At 67.6% G+C, this 23,871-nt stretch carries 20 protein-coding genes and 9 pseudogenes; 14 read left to right on the top strand and 15 right to left on the bottom strand.

Annotated elements, in window-relative coordinates:
- Positions 1–115 precede the first annotated feature (115 nt).
- Positions 116–535: an MmcQ/YjbR family DNA-binding protein gene (locus ACN9MM_RS00230; protein WP_426361682.1), complete on the top strand. Its 420-nt coding sequence runs from the start codon at positions 116–118 to the stop codon at positions 533–535.
- Between the two features lie 379 nt (positions 536–914).
- Here the strand turns inward: ACN9MM_RS00230 and ACN9MM_RS00225 are convergent.
- Positions 915–1,337 (bottom strand): annotated as a pseudogene (locus ACN9MM_RS00225) (TetR/AcrR family transcriptional regulator C-terminal domain-containing protein); the annotation flags it as partial.
- Positions 1,338–1,517: 180 nt separating this feature from the next.
- Between ACN9MM_RS00225 and ACN9MM_RS00220 the strand changes: the two are divergent.
- Both ACN9MM_RS00220 and ACN9MM_RS00215 read left to right on the top strand, forming a co-directional pair.
- Positions 1,518–2,375, top strand: a pseudogene (locus tag ACN9MM_RS00220) (IS256 family transposase); the annotation flags it as partial.
- Between the two features lie 134 nt (positions 2,376–2,509).
- Entirely contained in the window at positions 2,510–3,493 is a 984-nt protein-coding gene (locus ACN9MM_RS00215; RefSeq protein WP_426361681.1) for a GNAT family N-acetyltransferase, read from the top strand.
- Positions 3,494–3,715: 222 nt separating this feature from the next.
- On the opposite strand, the gene ACN9MM_RS00210 is transcribed toward ACN9MM_RS00215, so the two are convergent.
- Together ACN9MM_RS00210 and ACN9MM_RS00205 are read right to left on the bottom strand one after the other, a co-directional pair.
- Complete coding sequence (locus tag ACN9MM_RS00210) at positions 3,716–5,020, bottom strand: hypothetical protein (RefSeq protein ID WP_426361680.1); 1,305 nt, start codon at positions 5,018–5,020, stop codon at positions 3,716–3,718.
- A gap of 215 nt (positions 5,021–5,235) precedes the next feature.
- The gene (locus ACN9MM_RS00205; RefSeq protein ID WP_426361679.1) at positions 5,236–5,460 is read right to left on the bottom strand and encodes a hypothetical protein; all 225 of its coding nucleotides are present in this window, start codon (positions 5,458–5,460) and stop codon (positions 5,236–5,238) included.
- A 46-nt stretch (positions 5,461–5,506) separates the two neighbouring features.
- On the opposite strand from ACN9MM_RS00205, the pseudogene ACN9MM_RS00200 reads away from it, so the two are divergent.
- From ACN9MM_RS00200 to ACN9MM_RS00190, 3 genes and pseudogenes are all read left to right on the top strand, one after another.
- Positions 5,507–5,900: pseudogene (locus ACN9MM_RS00200) on the top strand (transposase family protein); the annotation flags it as partial.
- A 487-nt stretch (positions 5,901–6,387) separates the two neighbouring features.
- Complete coding sequence (locus ACN9MM_RS00195) at positions 6,388–7,329, top strand: hypothetical protein (protein ID WP_426361678.1); 942 nt, start codon at positions 6,388–6,390, stop codon at positions 7,327–7,329.
- A gap of 321 nt (positions 7,330–7,650) precedes the next feature.
- Entirely contained in the window at positions 7,651–8,145 is a 495-nt protein-coding gene (locus tag ACN9MM_RS00190) for a hypothetical protein (RefSeq protein WP_426361677.1), read from the top strand.
- Between the two features lie 3 nt (positions 8,146–8,148).
- On the opposite strand, the gene ACN9MM_RS00185 is transcribed toward ACN9MM_RS00190, so the two are convergent.
- Positions 8,149–9,212, bottom strand: a protein-coding gene (locus ACN9MM_RS00185) for an IS630 family transposase (RefSeq protein ID WP_426361676.1) whose coding sequence is annotated in 2 segments (ribosomal slippage) — positions 8,149–8,765 and positions 8,765–9,212 — 1,065 coding nt in all. Because the reading frame shifts where the segments join, the coding sequence is not laid out codon by codon here.
- 633 nt (positions 9,213–9,845) lie between these two features.
- On the opposite strand from ACN9MM_RS00185, the gene ACN9MM_RS00180 reads away from it, so the two are divergent.
- Positions 9,846–10,307 carry a hypothetical protein gene (locus tag ACN9MM_RS00180; RefSeq protein WP_426361675.1) on the top strand — a complete coding sequence of 154 codons (462 nt, stop codon included), beginning with the start codon at positions 9,846–9,848 and terminating at the stop codon, positions 10,305–10,307.
- Between the two features lie 54 nt (positions 10,308–10,361).
- Here ACN9MM_RS00180 and ACN9MM_RS00175 read toward each other — a convergent pair whose 3' ends face one another.
- Positions 10,362–12,194, bottom strand: a complete 1,833-nt coding sequence (locus tag ACN9MM_RS00175) for a hypothetical protein (protein WP_426361674.1) — start codon at positions 12,192–12,194, stop codon at positions 10,362–10,364.
- 211 nt (positions 12,195–12,405) lie between these two features.
- Between ACN9MM_RS00175 and ACN9MM_RS00170 the strand changes: the two genes are divergently transcribed.
- Both ACN9MM_RS00170 and ACN9MM_RS00165 read left to right on the top strand, forming a co-directional pair.
- Complete coding sequence (locus ACN9MM_RS00170) at positions 12,406–12,930, top strand: hypothetical protein (RefSeq protein ID WP_426361673.1); 525 nt, start codon at positions 12,406–12,408, stop codon at positions 12,928–12,930.
- 90 nt (positions 12,931–13,020) lie between these two features.
- Positions 13,021–13,533, top strand: a complete 513-nt coding sequence (locus ACN9MM_RS00165; RefSeq protein ID WP_426361672.1) for an SUKH-4 family immunity protein — start codon at positions 13,021–13,023, stop codon at positions 13,531–13,533.
- A 23-nt stretch (positions 13,534–13,556) separates the two neighbouring features.
- On the opposite strand, the pseudogene ACN9MM_RS00160 reads toward ACN9MM_RS00165, so the two are convergent.
- Positions 13,557–14,621, bottom strand: a pseudogene (locus ACN9MM_RS00160) (IS630 family transposase).
- Between the two features lie 25 nt (positions 14,622–14,646).
- Between ACN9MM_RS00160 and ACN9MM_RS00155 the strand changes: the two are divergent.
- A pseudogene (locus ACN9MM_RS00155) lies at positions 14,647–14,883 on the top strand (RHS repeat-associated core domain-containing protein); the annotation flags it as partial.
- A gap of 50 nt (positions 14,884–14,933) precedes the next feature.
- On the top strand, positions 14,934–15,365 hold the full coding sequence (locus ACN9MM_RS00150) for a DUF6188 family protein (RefSeq protein WP_426361671.1): 432 nt from the start codon (positions 14,934–14,936) through the stop codon (positions 15,363–15,365).
- Between the two features lie 125 nt (positions 15,366–15,490).
- Here ACN9MM_RS00150 and ACN9MM_RS00145 read toward each other — a convergent pair.
- From ACN9MM_RS00145 to ACN9MM_RS00130, 4 genes and pseudogenes are all read right to left on the bottom strand, one after another.
- Positions 15,491–15,992 (bottom strand): annotated as a pseudogene (locus ACN9MM_RS00145) (tyrosine-type recombinase/integrase); the annotation flags it as partial.
- A gap of 654 nt (positions 15,993–16,646) precedes the next feature.
- On the bottom strand, positions 16,647–17,042 hold the full coding sequence (locus ACN9MM_RS00140; protein ID WP_426361670.1) for a hypothetical protein: 396 nt from the start codon (positions 17,040–17,042) through the stop codon (positions 16,647–16,649).
- 422 nt (positions 17,043–17,464) lie between these two features.
- Positions 17,465–17,814, bottom strand: a pseudogene (locus tag ACN9MM_RS00135) (integrase); the annotation flags it as partial.
- A gap of 308 nt (positions 17,815–18,122) precedes the next feature.
- The gene (locus tag ACN9MM_RS00130) at positions 18,123–18,314 is read right to left on the bottom strand and encodes a DUF1918 domain-containing protein (RefSeq protein ID WP_426361669.1); all 192 of its coding nucleotides are present in this window, start codon (positions 18,312–18,314) and stop codon (positions 18,123–18,125) included.
- A 599-nt stretch (positions 18,315–18,913) separates the two neighbouring features.
- Between ACN9MM_RS00130 and ACN9MM_RS00125 the strand changes: the two are divergent.
- Positions 18,914–19,317: pseudogene (locus ACN9MM_RS00125) on the top strand (VOC family protein); the annotation flags it as partial.
- Between the two features lie 121 nt (positions 19,318–19,438).
- Here ACN9MM_RS00125 and ACN9MM_RS00120 read toward each other — a convergent pair.
- From ACN9MM_RS00120 to ACN9MM_RS00105, 4 genes and pseudogenes are all read right to left on the bottom strand, one after another.
- Entirely contained in the window at positions 19,439–19,765 is a 327-nt protein-coding gene (locus ACN9MM_RS00120; protein ID WP_426361668.1) for a hypothetical protein, read from the bottom strand.
- 98 nt (positions 19,766–19,863) lie between these two features.
- The gene (locus ACN9MM_RS00115) at positions 19,864–20,928 is read right to left on the bottom strand and encodes a helix-turn-helix transcriptional regulator (RefSeq protein WP_426361667.1); all 1,065 of its coding nucleotides are present in this window, start codon (positions 20,926–20,928) and stop codon (positions 19,864–19,866) included.
- 264 nt (positions 20,929–21,192) lie between these two features.
- Positions 21,193–21,435, bottom strand: coding sequence for a hypothetical protein (locus tag ACN9MM_RS00110; protein ID WP_426361666.1), 243 nt, complete (start codon positions 21,433–21,435; stop codon positions 21,193–21,195).
- A 72-nt stretch (positions 21,436–21,507) separates the two neighbouring features.
- A pseudogene (locus ACN9MM_RS00105) lies at positions 21,508–21,908 on the bottom strand (IS5 family transposase); the annotation flags it as partial.
- A 311-nt stretch (positions 21,909–22,219) separates the two neighbouring features.
- Here ACN9MM_RS00105 and ACN9MM_RS00100 point away from each other — a divergent pair.
- Together ACN9MM_RS00100 and ACN9MM_RS00095 are read left to right on the top strand one after the other, a co-directional pair.
- Positions 22,220–22,420, top strand: coding sequence for a hypothetical protein (locus tag ACN9MM_RS00100; RefSeq protein WP_426361665.1), 201 nt, complete (start codon positions 22,220–22,222; stop codon positions 22,418–22,420).
- A gap of 335 nt (positions 22,421–22,755) precedes the next feature.
- Positions 22,756–23,397, top strand: a complete 642-nt coding sequence (locus ACN9MM_RS00095; protein ID WP_426361664.1) for a hypothetical protein — start codon at positions 22,756–22,758, stop codon at positions 23,395–23,397.
- Positions 23,398–23,425: 28 nt separating this feature from the next.
- On the opposite strand, the gene ACN9MM_RS00090 is transcribed toward ACN9MM_RS00095, so the two are convergent.
- Positions 23,426–23,674 carry a transposase gene (locus ACN9MM_RS00090; RefSeq protein WP_426368953.1) on the bottom strand — a complete coding sequence of 83 codons (249 nt, stop codon included), beginning with the start codon at positions 23,672–23,674 and terminating at the stop codon, positions 23,426–23,428.
- Positions 23,675–23,871 lie beyond the last annotated feature (197 nt).

The following is a 23,871-nucleotide window of genomic DNA, read 5'->3' as shown; positions in this document are numbered from 1 at the left end:
CACCAGCTCACGGTGCCCGCGACTGCGGCCAGTGAGGCCGACACGGTCTGGTCGGGGTCAGCTGCGGTTTGGCTGAGGGCCGCGACGTGTTGTCGGGGGTGGGTAGTGTCGGTGTATGTCGAGTCCTGGAGACGTGCCGCCGGAGATCGTGAGCAGGGTCCGGTCGATCTGCCGTCAATTGCCCGAGTCCTACGAGGAACCGGCCTGGGTCGGTGTGCGTTGGCGGATCCGTACGCGGACGTTCGCCCACCTCTACGCGCCGGACGTGGATCGCTCCCCGGTCTACGCCCCGTACGCGTCCGAGGGGCAGGAGCTGGTCGTGATGACGTTCCGGGTGCCCGCCGACGACCTGCTCGGCCTGACCGCCCCCGGGTTCCCGTTCTTCCGTGCCGGCTGGGGCCAAGACGTGGTCGTTGCTGTTCTCGGTGACGATACTGACTGGACCGAGCTTGCCGAACTGATCACCGACAGCTACCGCGGTATGGCTCCGAAGTTCCTCGCTGCCCGGCTCCCCCTCCTGCCACCGCTCAGCTGAACGGCATCATCGTCTGCCGGGAAGTGCCGGCCGATCCACTGACCCTCTGGCTGCCGCGCGTCCTGCGGCCGCGTCGCCCCCGCTGCTGTCAACCCGGCGGACGCGCTCTGCCCACCCTGTCACCGCGCCTGCAGACCTTCCGGCAAAGAGCCGGCTGCCCACTTGCCCGGCATTGGTGCGGCGACCCCGTGTAGCTGCACCGCCGGCCACGGAGGCGTCGTGGCGGCCGTGCTGGATGGCGAGGCCTGGGTCAGGCGTCCCTTTCTCGTAGGGGAGGGCCTGCAGGGGGTTGATGGGGTGTCTGCCGTGCCTGTCGTCATGGGGTTGATGGGCCGGCCGGCGGCCTGTGGCGTCCGGTTGCGTGGCTAGGGGCGTGTGGTCAGCGGGTGGTGAGGAGGCCGTCTACCAGGGCGTGGAGGCCGTTGAGGTAGGTGTCCTGTGTGGTCAGTGTGGCCCATTGGTCTGCGACTTGTGCCAGGCGGGGCAGTTCGCGTGGGTCGAGGTCGGCAAAGACGTGTTCCCGGTAGGTCGCGCGGTCGTCGTCTGTGCGTCGTCGTGCCGCTGTCGTCCTGACCACGATCTCTCCGGCCGTGTAGTACCAGATCGCGCAGTAGCCGTGAACGGCCTGGTGGGGGGAGAGGCCGGATTCGGTCAGGCTGTCGACGATCTGCTCGACGAACCACAGCGCGCTTGTGGACATCAGTTCTTCGGCGGTGAGTACCTCCACGATCCACGGGCAGGCGGCGAGCGCCTCGTGGGTCGCGTTGGCGGCGACGATGACCCGCTCGCGGGGGTGGGCGGGTGCCAGCCATGCCCGAACGACCTGAAGATCATTTATGGGACAACCCGCCGTCAAGACTGAGCAATGCTCATGACCTGTGGATCGGCCTCGGGTTGGACGCGAAGGGCGTACCTTCCCGAGTGATTGACTTCTGGTCATCGAGTAGGCCGACGTTGCACCTTCGGTTGGGAAGGCACGCCCGTGCTGAGCGTAGTGACTGCCGATGGAACGACCGAGACCGGTTCTCTGATCGACGACATCGTCCGCGAGGGCGCGAGGCAGGTTCTGGCCGCCGCCCTGGAGGCTGAAGTCAACGTCTATATTGCGGAGTTGGCCGACCAGCGAGACGAGGCTGGGCGCCGCCTGGTGGTCCGCAACGGTTATCACCAGCCGAGGAAGGTGACTACCGCGGCCGGAACGGTCGAGGTGAAGGCCCCGCGTCAACGACAAGCGCGTCGACGAGGCAACCGGCGAGCGCAAAGGTTCTCCTCGGTGACCCTGCCGCCGTGGTGCCGCAAGTCCCCGCAGATCAGCGAGGTGCTGCCGCTCCTCTACCTCCACGGCCTGTCCAGCGGGGACTTCGTGCCCGCGCTGGAGCAGTTCCTCGGCTCCTCGGCCGGCCTGTCGCCGGCCACCGTCACCCGGCTGACCGCCCAGCGGCAGGCCGACCACAAGGCATTCAGCGAGCGCGACCTGTCCGCCACGGACTACGTCTACGTCTGGGCCGACGGTATCCACCTGCGCATACGGCTGGAGCAGACGAAGGCTGCGGTCCTGGTCGTCATGGGCGTACGCGCGGACGGAACCAAGGAGCTGATCGCGATGGCCGACGGCTACCGCCAGTCCTCGGACTCCTGGGCGAGCCTGCTGCGGGACTGCCATCGGCGCGGCATGCGCGCTCCCGTCCTCGCCGTCAGCGACGGAGCCCTGGGCTTCTGGAACGCGTTGAACGAGGTCTTCCCCGAAACCCGCCACCAAAGGTGCTGGGTTCACAAAACGGCCAACTGCCCCGACAGCCTCCCGAAGTCAGCTCAGCCCACGTCGAAGAAGGCCATCCAGGACATCTACAACGCCGAGGACAAGGAGCACTCGCTGGGGCCCGCTTTGAACGCGGCCAGCTCATTGAACGGCCGCAGACGACCGCGGCGTGAAAAGGGTGGCGGACCTGCCTCGAAGTTCGAGAACATCCGGTCATGTTGCATGGCACGGCAGGACAGGACCTTCCGGTCGGCCTCGGGTTCCGGCCGTATCGCGGCGACGAAGACCACGGCGCCATGGCCGCCGTGCGGCTGGGGTGTGTTGAACGGGACCGGGTCGATGTCCATTCGGTTGTGGAAGGGCTCCCGACAGCGGCCGAGATCGCCGAAGCTACTGCCAAGTTGGAGGAGCCGTCCAAGAACCAGATCCTGGTGCTGCTCGACGGCAGCGTCGTCGGCTACTCGACGATCCGGTGGTGGCAAGAGCGGGACGATACGTGGCTGTACCTGCACCGCGGCTACCTCTTGCCCGCGCATCGCCGCCAAGGCATCGGCTCAGCCATGCTGAGCTGGGCCGAAGAACGGATCCGCCAGCTCGTCAAACAGCATGGAACGGCGCGGGCGGCAGTGATCGGCGCGAACGCCATGGCCTCCGAGCAGGACGCCACGGCACTTCTGCGCGCAGCCGGCTACCGACGTGTCTTCAGCCTGGTCGAGCTGGAGCTGGGCGATCTGCAGCAGTTGCCCGAGCCGGGCAGCGAACTGCCAGCCGGGATACGGACAGGGCCGATCGCGACAAGCCACTACCGTGCAGCCTGGAGGACGGTCGTCGATTCGTACGCGGACCGCGGTTTCACTCAGAGATGGCCTTTCCAGGACTTCGTCGACACCGCCGACCCGGCATGCTGGAGGGCTGCCTGGAACGGGCAGGACATGGTCGGCGTCGCCCTCTGCTCCGTCCGCCGTCACGACCACACCGTGGGCGAGGTGGAAGAGCTGAGTGTCCGGACGGACCAGCAACGCCTCGGAATCGGCCGGGTCCTGCTGCTGGACGGGCTGCGGAGCCTTCGCGAGCAGGGTGCAACAACCGCTCGGCTGTTCACGGGCACGGCAAACCCGCACCGGTCCTACGACCTCTACGAGAGTGTGGGATTCCAGCGGCGGAACGAGTACATCCGTTACCGCAAGCCGCTTGCTTGACCGACCGGCCATTGTGGCTGTCGGGTCAGTCCACAGGATTTGGCAATGCCTCCATGTCTCCCCTCTCCGCCCAGCGCGGGTGCTGGCTCGTGATCGTGTCGAGGTCGACGCGGTCACGGATGAGCCGGCCGTCGGGCTGACCGGCCGACCCTCCGGGACCGTCCCGGAGCCGGCGTCGATCGTCGGCGCCGGCCACTCGAGTGCCCAGCATCAGGCGCTCCGTCAGGCTTCGCCGTGCCGGGTCCAGGTCCCTCTTCTGCCCGCCGTCATGAGCGTGTTGACGATGTGTGACCGGCTGCGGCCGCCCCGGAGCAGACGCTCGGCCGCCAGGCCGAACGCCAGCGCCGGTCCCACGAGTCCAAGGGTCTCGCCGGTGCCGAGCGCAAGTCCTGCGCCGGCGAGCCCGAGGCCGGTCTCGGCTGCGGCCCAGGCGAGCCGCCCGGGCCGCTCTCCGGAGGCCGGCAGCTTCCGCCGGATCGCCCGGAGCAGGGCGGGGAGGGCGTCGTCGGCCGCCGACGCGTCTCCGGCGCGCAGCGCCGCCTGGAAGGCTTCGCGCCGACGGGTCACGACCTCGTCCTGATAGATCTTCGCGATGTCCTGCCAGCCCAGCTCGGCGACCGCCGCCAGGCTACCCGGGGCCATCCCGTGCTCCGCAGGGGCTGTGGCACCGGGGCCTGAGGGCTCGAAGAGTGCGTCCGTCGGACGCCCGAAGTACAGCCCGATGTCGGCCGCTCCCGGGAGCGACCGCGGGGACGCCCCGTCGGTGCCCAGAGTCCGCTGCACCGCCGCGTTCCAGGCCTGCGTCGCGGTGTTCCACATCGCCGTCCTGTGCGGCGGGTCAGTCGCGTCGAGCCGGGCCAAGAGCACGGCCCTGCGGTGCCGGTCCGACGGCTCCACGTGCTCGTCGAGATAGGCGAGCGTGCGTTCCACCGGGGCGTAGTCGTGACCGGGGAGCCCCGGCAGCTCCGCCACCTCCTCCAGCACGTCGCGGTACGAGCAGGGGCGCCCCACGGCGCTCGTGCCCAACGGCACTCCCGCCTCGCGGGAGAAGTGGTGCAGGGTCCAGGCCACGGCCTCGAGCCTGCGCCGGATCGCTCCGCCCTCCTCGTACCGTGCACCCAGCGCGGTGCCCCGCGCGAACAGCGGCCCGGGATTCGCCTCCCCGCGCTCCAGAACGGCCTCGGACAGCCTGACCAGGGGCTCTGCCGTGTCGAACGAAGACGAGAGCCAGCCGGGCTCCAAGGCGCGGTGCAGGCCGGTGGTGACCAGGGCGAACGGGCCGCTGTCGGCCGGAGCGGCGGTGGTACAGCGCAGGAACGAAGGGCAGCTGCGTACGAAGGACCGGAAGTCTTCCGTCTCGAACAGAGCCTGCACCGCGTGGCTGTCGATGAGCTGCACGTCGCTCAGCACCACCGTGTGCCCCAACAGGGCCTGGATCTTCAGCATGACGGCCAAGGACGTGTCCTGCGGACCCCACCCGGACACGCGCAGATGCTCACCGTCAAGCCAGTGGACGTAGATCTCCATGGCTCCCCCTTCCCCCGCCGAGCGAGGGGCTCCCCCTCGGCAGCAGACCCTACGGTGAACAAGCCAACTGCGCTAAACGAAAAGTCGGTTGGGGTGTACGGGAACATCGCGGTGGCGGCCGGGCCTCGGTCTCGATACCACATGGAGTTCTTGGCAGGCTGCTCTGGCCGTGCGGCATGACGGGCGTTCTGGCAGCTCTCCCAGAGATCCCGGGCTCAGCTGGGTTCGGTGCTCGTGGTCTCGGTGTCTTCGTCCGCTGGGTCGGGTGCCTTGTGGAGGAGGAAGGGGCCGCCGAGGTCGGACAGGAACGTCGGCGGTCGTGCGTGCGAGGACCTGCTGCCGATAGGCGTCACCCGCGCGGCCTTGAGCCAGTAGCCCTGCCCGCTCGGACCGAGGCACCAGGCGGTCCAGAAGCTGATGAGGCCGAGATACCCGGTCAAGAGGATTCAGCAACGACGCCAAGGCGCCGTGTCACCGGAAACCTCGAAGCAGCACGGCATGAACGTCCAGGTCATCGCACGACCGGACGGCACGCCGCTCTGGTTCTCCCGGGCCACGCCAGGACGCACCCACGACCTGACCGCCGCGCGTGCCCACGTCATCGCCCAGGCCTGCTTCACCAGGCAGATCCTCGTCCTCGCGGACCGCGCCTACCAGGGCGTCGGCGCCATTTTCCGCACCCTACTACCGCCACCGCGAACAGCCCGAGCACTACCAGGAGTTCAATCGCGACCACGCCCGACTTCGAGCACCCGGCGAACGCGCCTTCGCGCAGCTGAAGTCCTGGCGACTGCTCCGGCGAGCCAGATGCTCCACCCGCCGCATCGGCACTGTCGTCCACGCCGTCCACACACTGCTGACCTGCAGCTATTCAGGATGAAAGCGGCTCATTGACGCATCCGAGTTCCCGAACGCGGGAACTCTGATCGCGGATGGTCCCGGCGGCGGCTTCGTGGTCCCAGGTCGGCGACAGGGGGGCGGCTCGATGATCTGGGCGCGGTCGCCACGGATGTGCTGGACGGCGTACTTCAGCGCTCGCTCGGGGGTGTCGATGCCGTGGTAGTCGTGGGCTGTGCTCATCGTCCGTCCTACGTCCCGCGGGCTGGGTGGGGGTGCTGCAGTCGACGCTACCGCGCCCGGCTGCGGGCGGGCATGAACGGCCCTCACGCCGCCAGGTGATATCCGCCGCGCCCGAGCCGCGTGGCAGGATCCGCCGTATGAGTGTGGGGGAACGCCTTGATTGCCGCCGCGCTGGACAGAGGAAGGGAGCTCCGAGCATCTCATCGGGAATTCGCCAGGCCGCACGGTCTCGGCCAGATTCTGGACAGGGCGTTGTGGCTGGTGGGGGCGCGGTGGACGATCACGCGATGGCGATGTTGGAGACGATCCTCGCGACGGTCAGCGGCCTCGGCGGCGCAGGCTTGGGCGCCGCCGGCGCCCTTCTGGTACAGCGGGCGAAGCGCCGGGATGACGCTACGGCCACGCGGACAGCATCAGAGCAGGCAGAACAGGCCCGCACTCTGGAAACCATTGCGACGGCCAGGGTCGCCGCCAGGGCGTGGCTGACTGCCGCCCAGTACATGGCTGCTGACCTTCAGAACGGCCGTCTCGAGGAGGCCCGACGGTACGTCGACCAGTTGGAATCGGCGTATGGAGAGTTCGTCTCTGCCCTCTACCGCGTACCGGCCCACCGAATCCCCCAGTCGACCACCCTGCCGGCCGTGACCATCCCGCGGCCGTGGAGCCCGGCCGAACCGGCCTCCGCCCCGCGTCCGTTTGCCGACGAACTGGCGGAGGTCTCGCAGCTCTTCCGCGAAGCCTTCCACCAGAGAACACAGCCGCAGATGCAGCAGGCCGATCTAGACGATCTCCAGGCCCAGGCCAGGTCGATCTACCAAAGGGTCACCATGTACATGGGCCAACGGACCGCAGAGCTCACGGGAACCGCCTTCGACCAGCTGAGGATGTTGGAAGTGAGCCACCGCACCTCCGACTCCCACCCCTTGGACGGACTCCTGCGCGTTCTCGAAGACGGGCTGGAAACCGGTCCCGAACTCCTCACCTTGTTCCTCACTAATCTGAGCAACGTAATGCCGCCCGCCGACTTCAAACGCGTCGAAACCCAGATCCGTCGCGTCCAGGCCGAGCAGCCAGACCTCAAAAGCCATGAAGTGCTTCAGATCGCCTACGACACCCTGATTGGCGACCGACAAGACACCGTGCTCATTCCCGCCGCGGCCAAGACTGAGAGCGAAGCCGCGGTGTCCACCTGCGACGAGCAGGCAGCCGACGGACCACCCTCTGGTTGATCTGGCCCCGTAGAGCCACTGACCAGGCCTTCCCACCTCCAATCCAAGATCGGCGACACGCTCATGTAACCGCGTGGCAGGATCCGCCGTATGAGTGATTGGGTGAGCGCCGTAATCGGCGCGGGGTCGGCCGTCGTAGGCGGCATCGCAACGGGCTGCTTCACGAGAAACGCCGCCACCGCCAGTCTGCTGGGGCAGAAGCCGCAGGACGGACACAGTCGGACGCGCTGATACTGAACTTGAATGGGTGATGTCGGGGAGCGGTGAGCGTGGTGGTGCCCGGGGCTGCTCCGCAGGTGGCTGCTGCGTCAAGATGGGCGCATGACCGAGAGCGAAGCGGATCTGCTGGCGTTGCTGCGCAAGCTCGATGATCCGGAGTGGCTGGAGTGGCCGCAGCACTACGACCGTGGCGAGACCTCAGTCGATTTCGGTGCTCTGGTGGCTCGGCTTGAAGACGACTTCGCAGCTCCCTGTACGGCCGAGCAGGACACCCAGGACTCCAGCGAGTACGGACGCGTCGTCGTGCCCGGGGACGCAACCGTCTGCGGAACCCGGATCGTCGTCTGCGTGAGCAAGTTCGGCTCACTGGCTCTGGTCTGCGCCGACAACCCGGGGGCCTTCCTCGGAACGGAGGAAGCCCAGGCCGAGGGCGAGTTGGACAGCGCGGACCTTGCCAAGGCCAACCGGGCGCTGGTCGAGCTCGGCTATGTCGTGGTTGCAGAGGAACTGCTGGAAAGCGACTATGACGGGCCGAGTCGACTGCCCTCGCACGTTCAGCGGCCCACCTGGTGGGCTCGCTTCTTCGGCTTCTTCTGACGGTCACACCGGCAGGGTCAGGCCGGTGCCCCTCAGGCAGCCGTCGATGACCTCCGGCCGGTACTGGAGCATCTTGAGCTTGCGCTTCACTGCGCGGGTGACCTGGCCGAGGTCGGCGGCGGCCAGGTTGCCGATGTCGCGCTTGACCAGGGACCAGATGCCCTCCTGCGGGTTGAGGTCTGGGGCGTAGGTCGGTAGCTGGAACACGGTGAGCCAGTCGGTGTTGGCCTCGATGAACTCCTGCAGCGGTGCGACCAGGTGCGTACGCAGGTTGTCCCACACGAGCACAATCGGGCTGCCGAGCTGTATATGGGCGCGGATGACTAGGTCTCGGTAGTCCTTCCAGCCGAAGCCCTTCGCTTCGTCCTTACGGCCCCGGTACTCGCGGATCGCGTAGATCAGCCGAGACCGTTCACCCGGTTTGTAACAGGTCATGCCCGCCATCGACACCCGGCCCGATCCCCGCCCGCGCACGCGGACGACCGGGGTGCTGCCCTTTCGGCCCCAAGTCCTGGCACGCGGCGGCAACATCGACTGGCCAGCCTCGTCCTCGAAGACCACCCAGGCGTTGTTCACCGCCGCGGTGCTCTTACCCGCGGCCAGACCTCCCGCTTCCACAGCTCCACCGCGTCGTCGTCCCGCTCGATCGCCCGCCGGGCAGGCTGCTGCCACGACCAGCCGTGCCGCCGCAGTAATCGCCACGTGCCCTCGACGGTGTACGAGACGTGGAACAGCCGGCCGATCATCGTCTTCACCCGGGCCAGGGTCCACCGCTGGTCGGTCCACCCGTGTGCCAGCGGACCGCGCTCCAACTCCCGTTCCAGCCTCGCCATCTGCACCTCGGACAGCCGAGGACGACCGGGTGACCCCTTGGAGGCCACCCCGGCCTGGCCGCCCTCGCGCCACTGACGCCGCCAACGTTCCACGGACCGCTCCGAGACCCGCAACGTGGCAGCGATCTCACGATTCTTCTCGCCAGCCTCGAAGCAAGCCACGGCCTGGCACCGGACCCGTTCCCGCGCGGCCCTCTCAGCGTCGGTCAAGCCGCCGCCCTGCGGATATCTCACCGCCCCAGGACTACCGGAGCCACCTGCGCGGTGTCCGGCGAACAGCCCGACATCACCCATTCAAGTTCAGTAGCGACCGTCCGAGCCACACTCGACGAACAGCGGCTGGCCCATCCAACCAGGCGCAGGTCGAGCACGAGCAGTGACTGCGTGGACAGCGGCAGGAGGCGTACGCGCGGCTTCTCTCCGCTTGGGACCGGTGCTTCCTTAACCTGGGTGAGATTGCCGAGGCCGAGCACACCCGGGAGTAGATGGTCGCGCACAGGGCTATGGCGATCGACGGGTTCTACACGCCGTGCGAGTTGTGCGACGGGGTAGAACCCCGCGTCGATGACACATGCGCGTTTGTAGCTGACGAGGCACGTCGCTTCTTGGGCCCGAGCGGGTTGATGAAGTGCTACTGACCATGCAGGAGGCACTGCGGTCGTACAGCACCGCCATGAAGGAGGGCCGGGACGCAAGCGGGTGGATCAACAGTGACGCGCTGGTTGCAGCCTGGCCTGCTCTCAAACAGGGGCGGGCTGATTTCCTCGACGCTTCGCGTGACGTCATCCGGAGGGCGCCGGATCCTGCCCGGCAACGACCTCGGCGGTAAACCCCGCGCTCCAGGGCCCGCATGGCAGGATCCGCCGTATGAGTGAGTGGGGGATCGCCCTGATCGCCGCCGGGTCGGCCATCTTGGGCAGCATCGTGACGGGGTTCTTCGCGTGGAAGGCCGGCCACCGACAAGCAGCCGCCGCGGAAGCTGCGGGACAGGCGCAGGCGAACGCGTTGATATCGACCGTGCAGGCCACACTGGACGAACAGCACCGTGCCCGAGCGGACGAGCGTCGACGGCAGGCATACGCGGAACTCCTGACAGCCGCCTCTAACTTCGAGATCAGCAAAGAGGCAGTTGACGGAATCCGGATGGTCGCTGCGGTCAGCACGATCCAGATCGAGGGACCTGGTGAGGTCACGAGACCTGCTATTTCGTACGCCGGCGTAGTCAGCCGTTGCGTCCAACAAGAACGCCATGGCATGGGGACCATCGACACTCGCCCAGCACGCGACGAATACCTGGAGGCTGTTCGCCGCGCCCTCAACGAGAGCTGACGAGCACGTGGGGTGGTGGTCTCCGCTCACACAGCCGAGACCACCACTCTTGTGTTACCTCTCGGCTGACGCCGTTGCCGCAGCGTGAGCGGCTCGCAACAATTCCTGGTGGTCATCGTCGAGGTCGCTTGGGTGTCGGATACCGACGGGGGTCTGAAGGAAGACGACGGTCCCGTTAACGATTCCGAACCCGCCCCCCAGAAGTTCGATCATGCGGGTGGCCACGGGGTTCGGCCTGTGGGTCTCACGGTCGATGAAGACGGGAACGAGGGCGTCAAGGGTGACGGTGCCATCCAGGGGGAGGCGTTCGGTCATGCCGCCGATCTCATCGTGCATCTGTGCCTCGGTGGCCGTCTGGATGGCCAGGTCTCCGGTCGGCGTCACGGCGGCGAACGTCACGACCGGAGAATTGTCCCGCTCCGTCTTGCCTTCGGCCAGGTCCTTGAACCAAGTCTGGGCGTCGAATGTCTTCCAGCCGGCATCAGGGCTCGCCTCGGGGCCGTGGTCCTGTTCCAGGACTTCTCGGCTGTTGATGCGCTGGTGGATGGCCTTGAAGCGGGCGAGTGCGGCCTCGGCTTCTTGCCGCTCAGCTTGCCGCTCAGCGAGGAACCGGACTGCGGTGCTGTGCATGGCGGGACGCGGGACCGAGTTGGGCACGTCGTAGTGCTGCACCGGCCGGTCTTTGACGAACCCGATGCGGCGCTCAAGGTTGGTGACGGAGGCGGATGAGACGGCGCCGGGCTTGAGGCCGGGGGTTCGCTGACCCCAGGCGACGGAGGCAGCGGCTGACATCCAGGCCATGGAGATCACCTGCTCGAGAGCGTAGCCGCTCTGCAGGGCTTTAAGGGCGTGCTCGTAGGCGTCGGGCAGGCGGTGCTCGGGGATGGGGAGCTCGCCGTAGCGGTCGGTGAGGAGGCCGTTGAGGTAGTCCACGGCCATGCCGGCTTCAAGGGACTGAAGAGTGTCGCTGACGGTGTCGGTGTGGTCGACCAGGTACTTGCTCATCAGGTCGACAGCGGCTGTGGCGGCTTCATGGGCGGTGGGCCCCAGCCAGCGGGGGAACGTCCAGCAGACAGCGTTCACGTACATCGTCTCGGCCTGATCGTCCTCGTCGTACGTGAAGCAGTTCACCGTGGCCGGCGTGGTGGCCGCGATCCAATGAGCCTGGAACATGTCGCGGAACAGCTCGATGTCGGTGTCCGCGGATGCGGTGATGGTGTAGCCGACGCCCTCGAGGGGGCCGAACGACTGCAAGGCGTTGCGGAGGATGATCTCTGCGAGCGCGAGGAGACCGAGGGCCTGGCGAGGGGTGGGGTAGGTCACCGGCTCATCGGCGTGCAGGCTGCGTCCCAGCCAGGCGGACGCGCTGTCGACCTTCCGCTTGTTCGCGGCCGCGGCGCGCTCCTGCTGCAGAGCTTTCTCGGCAGCGGCCTGGGCCTGGGCGTTCGCGCGACAGTCCTGGCAGACCGCCCGGGCAGGGACGGGCTCGAGCGGGAAGTCGTCGTTCCAGAGCCGGGTGGCGGTCATCTCGGAGCGGCTGGTCACCGTGATCGGCATGGTGCATCCCGGGCAAAGGACGGTGAGCAGAGAGACCAGGCAGGACGTGCGGACAGTCTGGGAGACGTATGTCGTCTGCCCGATCTGAGCGACGTTCCGGGCCCAGGTGCCGGGCTGGGTGAACTCCCAGTAGGCCCGGCACAGGTCTTTCGCGTCGTAGGTGATGCCGTCGTTGAAGTGCAGTTCGAGGAGGGGAGCGTCGTGGGTGGGAAGGAGTATCCGCTCAGGTGCCGGCAGCCCGCTCGGCTCACGCTCCGGCACCTGCTGCTGCCCTGCGGTCGCTGCCTGCTTCGCCTGCTGCCGCTTCCTGCGACGGTCACGCTTCCCCATAGCGTCCCCTCCTGCTGAGTGGACGTCAGGATACCGAGGCGACGCACGACCGGGAGGAAGAAGGCCAGGCCGCCTACCGCCAGTCCTACACCTACGACTGGCTCGGCAACCGAGCCACGATGCCTGAGTACGACCCGGCCGGCGATACGAGCAAGAACATCAAGTACGACCACACCTACAGTGCCCCCAGCCCCACACCCTTACCTCCGTCGTGTCTACCCCCACCGGCAACTGCGGCAGCTACACCTACAACGCCACCGGCACCACCAGGACCCGCGACCTGCCCGGCGGCCCCAGCCCAGACCAGACCCTCCTGTGGACGCCCGAACAGCAGCTCGAATCGAGCACCGTCAGCTACGACGACGGCACCAACTCCACCAAGTCCAGCAAAACCACCTACGTCTACGACGCAGCCGGCAACCGCATTCTTGAGAACTCGCCCGCTGGCAGCACCCTGTACCTCGGCGAGACAGAACTGACCACCGACTCCGTCGGCCTCATTACCCACGCCTCGCGCACCTACAGCCACGCAGGCGCCCCGACCGCGGTGCGTTCCACCACCAACCAGTCCACCACCGCCCACACCCTCGACATTCTGCTCACCAACCCCCTCGGGACCGCCAACACCACAGTCGAAGCCGGCGGCGCCCAGCCCGTCACCCGCCGCAGCTTCAAGCCCTACGGTGAGCCCCGCGGCACCAAACCCGCCGATTGGCCCAACAAGCGCAGCTACTGAACTTGATTGAGTGATGTCGGGGCCGGCCGCCTGGCAGGAGTCGCGGGCCTATGGGTGTTGCCGAGCAGTCCGTCGGGAGAGGATCCTCCCGTGAACCAGCCGTTGCCGCAGTTGCCGAAGCCCGAGTTCGTCTTGATTCCGCTTGAGGTGCCGCCCAAGGTGCCCGCCCAGGTTGCTGTCGATCTCGGGAAGGCTGGTATCCCATGCGGGCTGATCGGTTACGAGTACCGACCGCTGAGCGAGCCGGTGTACTTCGCGGAGCTCGGTGAGCGGGGGCTGGTAGGTATCGCGGTGAGTGGCCTGTTCGGAAGTACCACCATCGCCGTTGATGTGGCCGGCGGTCACGTGGTGGAGACTCCCACGAGCGAGCCAGCAGCGATTAGGCACGTGAACAGGGACCTCGACTCGTTCAACCGATGCGTCGAGGCCGTGATCGCGCGCTTCCCCTTCTATGCCGAGGGCGACGAGGAGACCTACGAGGTGGCGGAAGAGTTGCGCGACCTCCTCTCCGGCATCGACGAGACCGCGCTCGTGCCCGATGGGTTCTGGGAGACCTTCTGCGACGACGTGCAGATGGGGGACTACGCGGACTGGGATGCATGACCCGGGGCCGGCCCCGGTTGCGGTCAGCCATCCGGACTCAAGCCGGTGGCAGCGATGCAGCCGTCGACGAGAGCAGGGCGGTACTGGATTTTCTTGAGGCTGCGCTTCACGGCCCTGGCCATCTGGTCGAGGTTCGATGCGGCGAGGTTGCCGATGGTTCGTTTGACCAGCGCCCAGACGCCTTCCGGCGGGTTGAGGTCGGGCGCGTAGGAGGGCAGCTGGAAGACGGTCAGCCAGTCGGCGTTGGCTTCGATGAAACGCTCTCATCTGTGGCATCAGGTGAGCGCGCAGGTTGTCCCAGACCAGGACGATCGGACCGCCGAGCTGGATGTGCGCCCGCACGATGAGGTCGCGGTAGTCCCGCCAGGTGAAGCCCTTTGGCTCGCCCTTGCGACCCCGGTAGACGAGGAAGCTGTAGAACATCCGGGACCGCTCGCCCTGTTTGAAGCAGGTTATTCCGGCCATCGATACCTTTCCGGATCCCCTGGAGCGGACGCGGACGACGGGTGTGTGGCCGATGCGGCCCCAGGTCCTGGCGCGCGGCGGTCTCATGGACTGGCCGGCTTCGTCCTCGGAGATGACCCAGGCTCCACGGGCCGCCGCGGCGCTTTTACCCGCGGCCAGACCTCCTTCTTCCACAGTTCGACCGCCGCATCGTCGCGTTCGATCGCCCGGCGGGCCGGCTGCTGCCACGACCACCCGTGACGCTTCAGCAGCCGTCACGTGCCCTCCACCGTGTACGAAACGTGAAAGAGCCGGCCTATCAGCGTCTTCACCCGGGCCAGCGTCCACCGCCGGTCAGCCCAGCCGTGGGTGAGCGGTCCGCGCTCCAACTCACGCTCCAGTATGTCTATTTGCGAATCGCTCAGCCTCGGGCGTTCCGGGGAGCCCTTCGATCGCACCCTGGTCGCTCCGGCCTCCCGCCATCGCCGACGCCACCGCTCCACCGACCGCTCCGACACCCGCAGCGCGGCGGCGATCTCCCGGTTCTTCTCCCCGCCCTCGAAGCGTTCCACGGCCTGCAGCCGGATCCGCTCCCGCGCGGCCCTCCCGGCGTCGGTCAAGCCGCCACCCTGCGCGTATCTCACAGTCCAGGGCTACCGGAACGGACCAGGAGCTGTCAGGCGAACGGTCCCGACATCACCCAATCAAGTTCAGTACCTCGGCGTCGGTATCGACGACACCGCCACCGGCCTCACCCACATCGGCGCCCGAGAATACGACCAGAACACCGGCCGCTTTCTCTCCGCCGACCCCCTCATCGACTTCGCCGACCCGCTGCAGATGAACGGGTACACGTACGCCAACGGCAACCCCGTCTCCAGCAGTGATCCCACCGGCCTTGCACCGGACGACTGTGCCAACAACGGAGTCAGCTGCTCACCGAACACTGATGGCTCGTGGGACACGAAGCCGACCACCGAGTACGCGAAGTACAACGGGGCAACTGTTACGGAACTGACAGCAAGGGCGACCCGGACCTCACCTTTAACAAGGAAAGTGCCGCAACGGGAGATGCGATAACTGCGGCAGCGGCCGCGTATCTTGACGAAAAGACGTACGTCAAGTTCATCAACGCGATGCAGGCTCACATGTCATTTGATCCAGAATTCCCGGACGCTGCGTCTTCCCATCTCGCCGGACTGGTCCGTGACGTGATCGCTGAGGCCGAGGTGGGAAGCGTTGGCGAGCTCCTGATCGAATTCGAAAGCGGCATGAAACTGATTGTGCCGCCGGATGAGGAGTATGAGGCTTGGGGAATTGTCGGAGCTAAGGGGGAGCGAGTTACCTGCATGCCCGGAGGGGAGATTGCGGCGTGGAGTGGTGACTGATATTCGGCCGTAACCGGAAAGTCTGATCTTCGCATCGCACCTGCATGCAGGAGCAAATTGTGGCCCCGTCGGGAGCGTTCCGACGGGGCCACAGAGGCGTCTGACGGCAGTGATTGACGGCAACGTCAGTGGACAGGTGCTGCGCACAGGCGAGGGTCGTCGCTGCCGTCGGGCTGGCTGTTGGTCTCAGCGGACTTGTGGAGGGTGTGCCCGAGAAGGTCGACGCGTCGCGCTGTAGGCGGAGTCGGACGTGAGCGTAGACGCTGGCGGTGACGCCGATGTGGGCGTGGCCGAGGAGTTCTTTGATCACGACGAGTTCGACTCCCTGTTCCAGGAGCAGGGTCGCGGTGGAATGCCGGAGGTCGTGGAAGCGGATGCGGCGAAGGCCGGCGCGGCGGAGGATCGTGTTGAAGAGGCGGGTGAGGTTGGTCGGGTCGATTGGTCCGCCCTGCACAGTGATGAACACGTGCCCGCTGTGCTGCCACGCGGTGCCCGCGGTATCCCGTTCGCGCTGCTGCCGTTCGCGGTGGAGCTTCAGCGAGTGGACGCAGCGGGTGAGAGGGCGATGCGGCGTTCGGAGGCTCGGGGCTTGGTGGGCAGCGTGGTGAGGCCGCCTGCGCTGGTGCGACCTGGTCCTGGGCGGCGTGCTTCTTTCCGGCGTCCCAGACGGACCCGGTGATGGTTGACGGTGCGGACCACCTTTGCGGTGTTGAGCTTGCGGGCGGAGGGGCGGCCGGTGCCGGCGGTGTAGGTCTTGGGGCGCGGCGCGGTGGGCAGGACGATCGCCTCTCGGTCGGTAGGACGGACCCCGCGCGGGGTGCGCCCGCCGCCACCTGCCCGGACGGCCAGCTACTGTCACGCAAACCGTCACATGAGGCCCAGTCACACGGCCTGACCTGTGAAAAGCCACCCGATCTCCCACCCCTGCGCCCATGTGACTGAACCCGGCCTCGGCCCGGCCTCTGGCCCCGGCGCGGAGCGCAGTCGGGCGCGGGGCGCTCCCGCTCGGCCTGCCCTCGGCTGCCTTGCGCGTCGCGACGGGGGCGGTTGGCACGGTGACGACGCCCGCCCCTGTCCGCTCGGCGCGGGCCTGGTCGCGCGTCTTGTCCGTACTGACCTCCTCGGCGCGTGGCTTGCAACGCCTGCCACGGCCGGTGGCGTAGCCGCAGCGGTCGAGGTCCGGTGCGAGGGTGGGGGTGACTTGACCGACGGTGATCTACTGGTGGTCTTGCTGGGAGTTGCGCGGCTCGCGGTGTTTGCGGTGGACTTGGGTGGTGGCCTCTACAGCTGGAGTTTTTGACCGTCGTCCTGCGAGGGACGCTCGTTCTTGACGCCGCTGCATGCCAGGAGCTCGGTTCCGGTGGCGTCGAAGTAGAGGGTGAAGAACCAGGACCGGTCCGCTGCAACGATGTTGCCGGTACGCAACTGTTCGCCGCGGTGGCGGGAGAGGATCTCGACGGATTCGTCGAGGCCGAGGGTCGTCAGGCCGATTTTCAATGATCGTCTCAGCCTTGTCGCGGCGATGCCGGCGACCATCCATTGCGGTGGCTGTCCGTCGTAGAGCTTTACCTCGCCGCCGGCGGCGAGGGTGTCGCGTGCTGCCTTGCAGGCACTGGTCTGGTCGTTGAGCATCGCGGTGATGTCGGGCTGACTTGGGTGCTCGTCCTGGGTGGCCATGCGGCGACTGTAGAGACCGGACGCGGACGTTGCGACCGGTTTCGGCGTCGCCCGCGCGGGGGGTCAAGCAGAAGAGGCGTCGTGACTTCCTGGCGACAGTGTGGCCGAGGGGCAGGCGCTGGTGACAGTGGGAACGACCGGACTGTGACAGCCATAGTGATCAGAACTGCCCAAGATCTCAGGTGGGATTCCGCTCCCTGTATCAACTATCTCGACGTATCAACTATCTCGACCTGTAACTCGGGGCTCGATCGGGCTGGTAGGTCGCGATGGGCGGGTGGCCTTTGCGGATGTGGTCAAGGTGCCATCTGTTGATGGAGGTGCCGAGTGGGTCCGGGACAGGGGGATTCCGTGATCGTTGATCATCCGGTCCCAGGCCTCTGACGGAGCGAGTCGCTCTTCGAGCATGGGGGTGATGAGGTGATCACCGGCCGTGCCGCCGCGTGCTCCAGTCGTTCGTCCGGAGTCAGCAGCGGGCGGTGAGGCAGGACCGGTCGTGTCGTCCGCAACGCGTCCGCCGAGCCCGGCCGCATCAGTTCCGGTGTGACGGTGCGGGCCGGAAGGAGGCTCGCGGCGACCGGCTTGGTGGTGGGCCGCAGGACCGCCGCGGTCACTGTCCTGGTGGCGACTTCGATCATTCCGGTGAGCTCGACCTTGCCGGCAATCCCGTCGTCCCGGTGGACCAGCACGTCCAGCGGGTCGAGTCGATCTGCATCACCTCGCCTGGCGCGAACGCGGGCAGTTCCCCGAGCGGACCTTTCGCCCCGTGTGCGAGCTGGTGACAGGTGCCGGGACCAGGGGGTGGCAACCGCGGCGATTCGTCTCGCAGTGCGCCCGGGGCGTACCAGTGCACCCGGTGACGATTGCCGCGCTCCGGCGCACTGAGTGCGCAAACCTGACCTTGGCTGATGCGTCGGTAAAGTCGGCGGCCCGGCATAGCGGTGCCGGGCCGCCAGGGGCGTCGCTGGGCGCGGGCCCGAACGACTCCCGCTTCCTGCCCGGCAAGCGCTTCAGCAGCTCATTGCCCAGACGGCATCTCGACCTCCCCGGCCTCGACCGCCTGGCCGGGACGCGGTCTACCTAGTTCTGAGTGCCGGCGGGCTGGATCACATCGGTGGGACCCGGGTTGACGAGAGACTCGTTCCCGTCGGTGAACCGCACCAGGTACGGCGGCATTCCGTCAGGCCCCTTGACCTCGATGATCTCTCCGACCCTGTCCTGGCCGACCATCCTGCTCTTGCCGATGTAGCGGTCTCCTACGGATGCCTGCATGGTGCTGCCCCTCTTCTTGAGTACGCCCCGCCGGATACCCGTGGGTCACGTGCGATCACTGCGCGGTGATCATCCTGGACACCCTTGTCACCCGGAGCGTCATCGATCGACCGCCTTCACTCAAACGGATGATCGGTTCCAAGCCTCGTCGTGAAGCCCTTGGGACAACCGTCGCGGTCAGGTGACCGCTATCGCGCTCCGGCACAAACCCTGTACCGGTGACCTGTGACAGCGGACGGTGGATTGCCAGGGAGAGTTGATCAAAGCCGGTTGTGTCAGCGAAGGGTGACCACATGGCTCTCTGCGCCAGCGCAGGCTGACCATCGTGGTTGTTGCCTTGCGGTGCTCTGTGCGATCAGCCGGTCGGCTGCTTGGCCTTCTTCGGCTGCTCAGACCAGCCGCGGGACAACCGGTGGCACGTGCGCGAGCACCAACGCCGGGTCCAGCCGTCCTTGCGGCGTTGAATCGGTTTCTGGCACCGGCTGCAGGACACCGGCTTGAAGAAGATCGATGAGGCCGCGCCCCCAGACGGCCATGTGCGACAACGGCGGCTGCACCAGCGGCGAGGGGGATCGGAGAGCGACTTCGCTTCTGTCGGGATGCCGCAGAACGCATGTCCTGGAAGGCAGAGCAAGCCCGCGCGGCCCGAGCGCGTCGCGTGTTTGTGGTGTGAGGTGTGGGGGTACGCCCCCGTCCCCGCCGCCGGAGGGGTTCGCCGACCTGCGGCGCGTGTTCGTTCTCGCTGCCGGTCGAGAAGCGGGATGCCTGGTCCGCCTGCCCGGATCCGTCAGGTGTGGGCCCGCGTCTGTCCTTCCAGCGCGTTCCCGAGGGGAAGGTCGTGAAGAACCGGGTGCACCTCGACGTGAGGGTGGGCACCGGCTCCTGGGCCGATGAGCACCTCGCCGCGTTGACGGCTCGTCGCGCTCGGCTCGTCGCGCTCGGGGCGGTGCGCGCGCAGGTGCTGCTCGCCGACGAGGGGAACGGGTCGTGCGTCGGCATGCGGTCATCGAGGAGGCCGGGTCGTGCGTCGGCATGCGGTCATCGAGGAGGCCGGGTCGTGCGTCAGCATGCGGTCATCGGGGGCGAGGGGGGCGCGGTTCGCCGCGCCCCCCTCCCGGGTCGGTTCAGAGGAGGTAGAAGAGCTGGATCCTGATGGAGAGGTCCTCCGGCCACTTCACTTCCACGCGGACCTGTACGCGGGCCCCGTTCAGGGGCACCACGTTGTGCAGGGTGACGACGGCGCTTCCCATGATGGGGTCGCCGGTGACGGGGCTGAACTCCGTGGCGCCGGCGAGCATCATGCCTCCGGCGCCTGGGAAGCCGGGTGCGTCCAGAATCTGCTCGAAGACGCCGTGGCCTCGGACGTCATGGGTTGTGGCGGCGATCTCCGGGTTCAGTCGTGTCCCGTCCCCGCTCGCGCGGGTGGGTTCGACCAGATCGTTGTGGGTCATGGCCCTGTCCCTTCGGATCGGTGGTGCGGTTTCCCTTCCCAGGGTGGGCCGCCGTGCTGTCGCTGGGGCCCCCTGACATCAGGGATGGACACCGGTGGTCAGCGGGTCAGGGCCGCGCTGAGTTCGTCGCGGCCGTCTGCTCCGGTCTTGCGGAACACCGCCTTGAGGTGGTCGTTGACCGTGTACGCGGACAGGTCGAGGCGACGGGCGATCTGCTTGACGGACGCCCCTGTGCGCAGCTGCGCGACGACGTCACGTTCCCGGGGGGTGATGCGGTACCACTCGCACAGCGAGGGCAGGACCGAGTCCCAGGAGGCCCCCCGCACGACGAGGGCGACATCGCCCGTGGCGTCCGCGTCGAGGACCTGGCCCTGGCAGGTGGTCCAGCGGCCGCAGACGGCCGGAGGCGCGCACACCAGGGGCATCGATCCGCCCGGACGGCGGGCTTGCGCCCGTGCGGCCAGGGAGAGCGAGACGAAGAAGGCCTCCGGGGCCCACGAGGGGATGGCGTGCGCCGACCACTGGTCCAGCCACAGCCGTGCCTGGGGGCTGACGGCCTTGATCCGGCGGTCGGGACCGACGGTGATCACCCCCGCCGCCTGTGGGGGGACCTCGGGGCACAGGGGGCCGGTCGTCGCGTACCGGTGCAGGGCGGCCAGGAGCGCCGGTACGAGCCGGGCGGCCTGCTGGGCGTCGTCCTGGCTGAACGGTGCGGCGCCTTCGCTGCGGAGCAGCCCGAGGGCTCCCCACACGCCGCGCCTGTCCTTCAGGAGCAGGCGCAGCTCGGAGCTCGCCCCGTGGGAGGTGAGGATCTTCCCCGTGTGCGGATCATGTACGGGCTGCTCGCCGGTACCCGTGCCCGCGACGACGGCCGGGGTCCGCAGGAGCGTCGGGATCGCCGGTCTCAGCGGGTCGTCCCCCAGGTGCCGGTGCAGGACGAGTTCGCGGACGAGACCGGGGTCGTACTGGTGCCAGAAGCTGAAGGTGCCCAGGCCGGGACCGGATGAGGGGTCGGTGCCCACCAGGCTCAGCGCGTCGTGGGCCACGATCGGGGCGAGTACGCGGGAGATCCCGGCTCCGACCTGCTCGGAGCCGGTGTTCTGGCTCGCCGCGGCGTACAGGTCACACGCCAGACGCCTGTCGTCGAAGAACCGCAGGCCCATACGTCCTGATTATCCCAGGGTTTGCGGGGTGCGGCCCGGCTCCCGGCCGGCAAGGTCGCGTATCCGGGCTGCTCACGTCCAGGGGAATCCCGTTCGTCGTGCCCGCGGTTCGCAGCGGACGGTTTCGAGAAGGCGTCCTGACCGGCTGCGGCCGCGGCCGTAAGTCGTCGCCCCAGAAGGCCGGGTTCGTGTCGTCGCAGATCAGGGTGGGGTCGTTGCGTCGCAGGGCGTGTTGTGGAAGTGGCTGAAGATGCGGGGTGTCGTTCAAAGGCTGCGGATGGCCTCGACCAGGTCGGATCCGTAGGAGGCCCAGCAGATCACCGAGCCGTCATCGTCAAGCTGCCCCATGAACCACTCACCGTCGTCCCTCGCGAGGCACAACTCGTGGAATGCAAGGATCACATCGGGCCGGAGCGGCTCGTAGTCGTCCTGACCGGCGGCTTCGACGACTACGAGCCGATCGGGGGAGAGCGGGACGGCGCTGGGGTCTCCGGACAGAGCGCGCACGCGTTCAATCGTCCATCCGGCCGGGAGTCCTGAGTTCACCGACGCATCGTCCCGGCAGGGGGCCTCTCCCCGCCACTCGTCAAGGACGGCGACCAGCACGGTCGCCTCGTACCGGACGGCGAGCTTGTCATGGCGCGTGGCGACAGCGTGATGTCTCTTGGGGCGGTTGATGCCGCACTCGGCCGCATGGCGCCGGCGGTGGTCGACACCGGGTCGAAATGTGGATCGCCACCGCGTCGGCGGCCGGCCGCCGCGGGGGCCGAGCCTGTGCCGGTCGCGCGCCTGGTCGGCCTGGTCCGGGATGGTGCAGCGGATCCCGCGTCGGCGCAGGTAGGGGTGGTTCTTTCGGGAGGCGTATGCCTTGTGGGCCCGCACGCGGTCGTGGCGGGTGCGTGGTCGGCCCGGCCCGATGCGGGCACTGGGGCCTTCTCCGGCACGGGTTCGAACTGCGGTGAGGCGCCGCGCTGCCCTGCCGCATGGCCACACGCCTCTCCCGCGGCGCGGGTTGAACCGGAAGCGTGCCTCGACGGCCGGGCCCCGGGCTACCACTGCACCGACCCCGATCGGGGGGCCCGCCTGTGCTTCCACCTCAGGCCGGGGAGCCACGACACCGTGGGCTCATCGAGGTCCTGGAGCAGGTGAAGGTGTTCTGTAGCGGCGAGCGAGCGGTCCTCGTGCGGGACGGCCTGTCTGCCCGCTGGAGCCGGGCGATGCGCGCCTGGGCCGCCGAACAGCACTGGCCCACCTGGAGCGATCACCCGCCTACGCGCCCGAGCTCAACCCGATGGAACTGCTGTGGTCCTCGTTCAAGAAGCGTGACCTCGCAGACCTCGCCGGCGACCACCTCGCCGATGTCGCCGACGCCACCGAAAGGGTCATCCACCGCATCAACAACAACCCCCACCTGCCATGGTCCTTCCTCGCCCCCACCTGCCTGATGACCATCCAGCCATCACACCCACCGAACTCACGAAAGGACCAGTAAGTGACCGGGCTGTGAGCCTCATAGGTCCTTTGCCCTGGTGAATGGGGGTGCTGTGACCGTTGGGCGTTCTTGCCGGGTGGTGTCGGTGACCACTGGAGGCGGCAAGTCCGCGGCGTCAGGCGGGTGCGCGGTTGCGGGATTGCTGTGAGGGGCGAGAAAGTCTGACCAGCAGAGCGTGCGGGCCTGGTCCGTCGGCAGGGTGGCTCTGTCCGTGGGAACCGGTTCTGGTCCAACTTCTGTGGAGCGGTGACGTTCAGTGTTGGTGAACAGATCCGCGATGATGCTGTGCCACCACGACCGACGGCATGTCGGTGGGGCAGTCGATAATGCCGGTCATGGCAGATCGCAGTCCGGTGCTCCGTATCATCACCTCGGCCGCGCGAGAGTCCCTGAAACCGCTCGGCCTGACTCAGCGCGGACGGTCGAGGCTGTGGATTGATGATCACGGATGGTGGCTCGCGGTTGTGGAGTTCACCCCGTCGCGGCTTGCCGGCAGCGGCCTGTACGTCGGTGCGATGTGGCTGTGGCACGACGTGGACCACCTGGCTTTCCACGTGGAGGCAGTCCGAGTGGGCTCCGAGCTGTTTCGCACCGAGGACCAGTTCATGCCGCTGGCACTCGAACTCAGTCGCCAGGCGGCCGTGAACGTGACAGCGCTGAGGGAGGAGTTCTCAGCTCTGCCGGACGTCGCCCGGCATCTGACGTCCAGGCCTGTGCGGCGGGGATTCCTCTGGGACAGCTTCGACTCTGGGATCGCAGCCGCTCTGGTGGGGGACCCGGACACGGCCCGCGATCACTTCGAACGAGTCCTGCGAGAGGACGCGCTGGCCAAGTGGATGGTCGAAGCTCAGGAGAAGGCGCGTGATCTTCACGCGATCGCGGCAGATCGCGACGCCGTGATCGCCTGGGTCACACGGGCCGTCGACTCCTGCCGGAGCAAGCTGGGCCTGGATCCCGTGCCGTTTGCGATCAGCTGACGGATCCACTCAGCGAGCGACAGAGCGGTCAGGCAAGGAGGACTTGCTTCCGCAGCAGGCCGAAGCCGGCTCGGCCGTACATCCGGCGTTTGATCATTTTGATCCGGTTGACGTGGCCTTCGACGATGCCGAAGTTCCAGGGCAGCGTGAGGCCGGCGGTGACGGCGGCGAGGTCCCGTTCGAGGCTGTTGACGAAGGTGTGGTGGCGGGGAACGTCGTCGGCCCGAACCGCCGCGATCCATTGCGGAAGCTGGTCGCCCTGGAGCTGGGTGAGCACGTGCACCCGTCCCAGACAGTTCCCGCAGCCGGACACTGAGCCCCGGCCGTCCGACATCGGACACCGACTCGGACCACGTCGCCGTCGTCCTGCACCGACACCACCCTGATCCCCGGGAGCCGGCTGGAAGAGCAGCTCTTCCAGCCGGAGAGTACCTCGCGCACAGCCCGGAACCATCAGCCCAGACGAGGTCGGTA

The organism is Streptomyces sp. E-08 (assembly GCF_049913095.1).
In the GTDB taxonomy this organism is placed as follows: Bacteria; Actinomycetota; Actinomycetes; order Streptomycetales; family Streptomycetaceae; genus Streptomyces.
This window is presented reverse-complemented; position numbering and strand designations above follow the sequence as displayed.

Excerpts from the sequence above, each read along its gene's own strand:
- ACN9MM_RS00210 (WP_426361680.1), bottom strand. The coding sequence starts at position 5,020 with ATGGAGATCTACGTCCACTGGCTTGACGGTGAGCATCTGCGCGTGTCC.
- ACN9MM_RS00100 (WP_426361665.1), top strand. The coding sequence starts at position 22,220 with ATGGAACTGCTGTGGTCCTCGTTCAAGAAGCGTGACCTCGCAGACCTC.
- ACN9MM_RS00215 (WP_426361681.1), top strand. The coding sequence starts at position 2,510 with ATGTTGCATGGCACGGCAGGACAGGACCTTCCGGTCGGCCTCGGGTTC.
- ACN9MM_RS00120 (WP_426361668.1), bottom strand. The coding sequence starts at position 19,765 with ATGACCCACAACGATCTGGTCGAACCCACCCGCGCGAGCGGGGACGGG.
- ACN9MM_RS00115 (WP_426361667.1), bottom strand. The coding sequence starts at position 20,928 with ATGGGCCTGCGGTTCTTCGACGACAGGCGTCTGGCGTGTGACCTGTAC.
- ACN9MM_RS00180 (WP_426361675.1), top strand. The coding sequence starts at position 9,846 with ATGAGTGAGTGGGGGATCGCCCTGATCGCCGCCGGGTCGGCCATCTTG.
- ACN9MM_RS00130 (WP_426361669.1), bottom strand. The coding sequence starts at position 18,314 with ATGCAGGCATCCGTAGGAGACCGCTACATCGGCAAGAGCAGGATGGTC.
- ACN9MM_RS00195 (WP_426361678.1), top strand. The coding sequence starts at position 6,388 with ATGGCGATGTTGGAGACGATCCTCGCGACGGTCAGCGGCCTCGGCGGC.
- ACN9MM_RS00095 (WP_426361664.1), top strand. The coding sequence starts at position 22,756 with ATGGCAGATCGCAGTCCGGTGCTCCGTATCATCACCTCGGCCGCGCGA.
- ACN9MM_RS00140 (WP_426361670.1), bottom strand. The coding sequence starts at position 17,042 with ATGGCCACCCAGGACGAGCACCCAAGTCAGCCCGACATCACCGCGATG.
- ACN9MM_RS00190 (WP_426361677.1), top strand. The coding sequence starts at position 7,651 with ATGACCGAGAGCGAAGCGGATCTGCTGGCGTTGCTGCGCAAGCTCGAT.
- ACN9MM_RS00175 (WP_426361674.1), bottom strand. The coding sequence starts at position 12,194 with ATGGGGAAGCGTGACCGTCGCAGGAAGCGGCAGCAGGCGAAGCAGGCA.
- ACN9MM_RS00230 (WP_426361682.1), top strand. The coding sequence starts at position 116 with ATGTCGAGTCCTGGAGACGTGCCGCCGGAGATCGTGAGCAGGGTCCGG.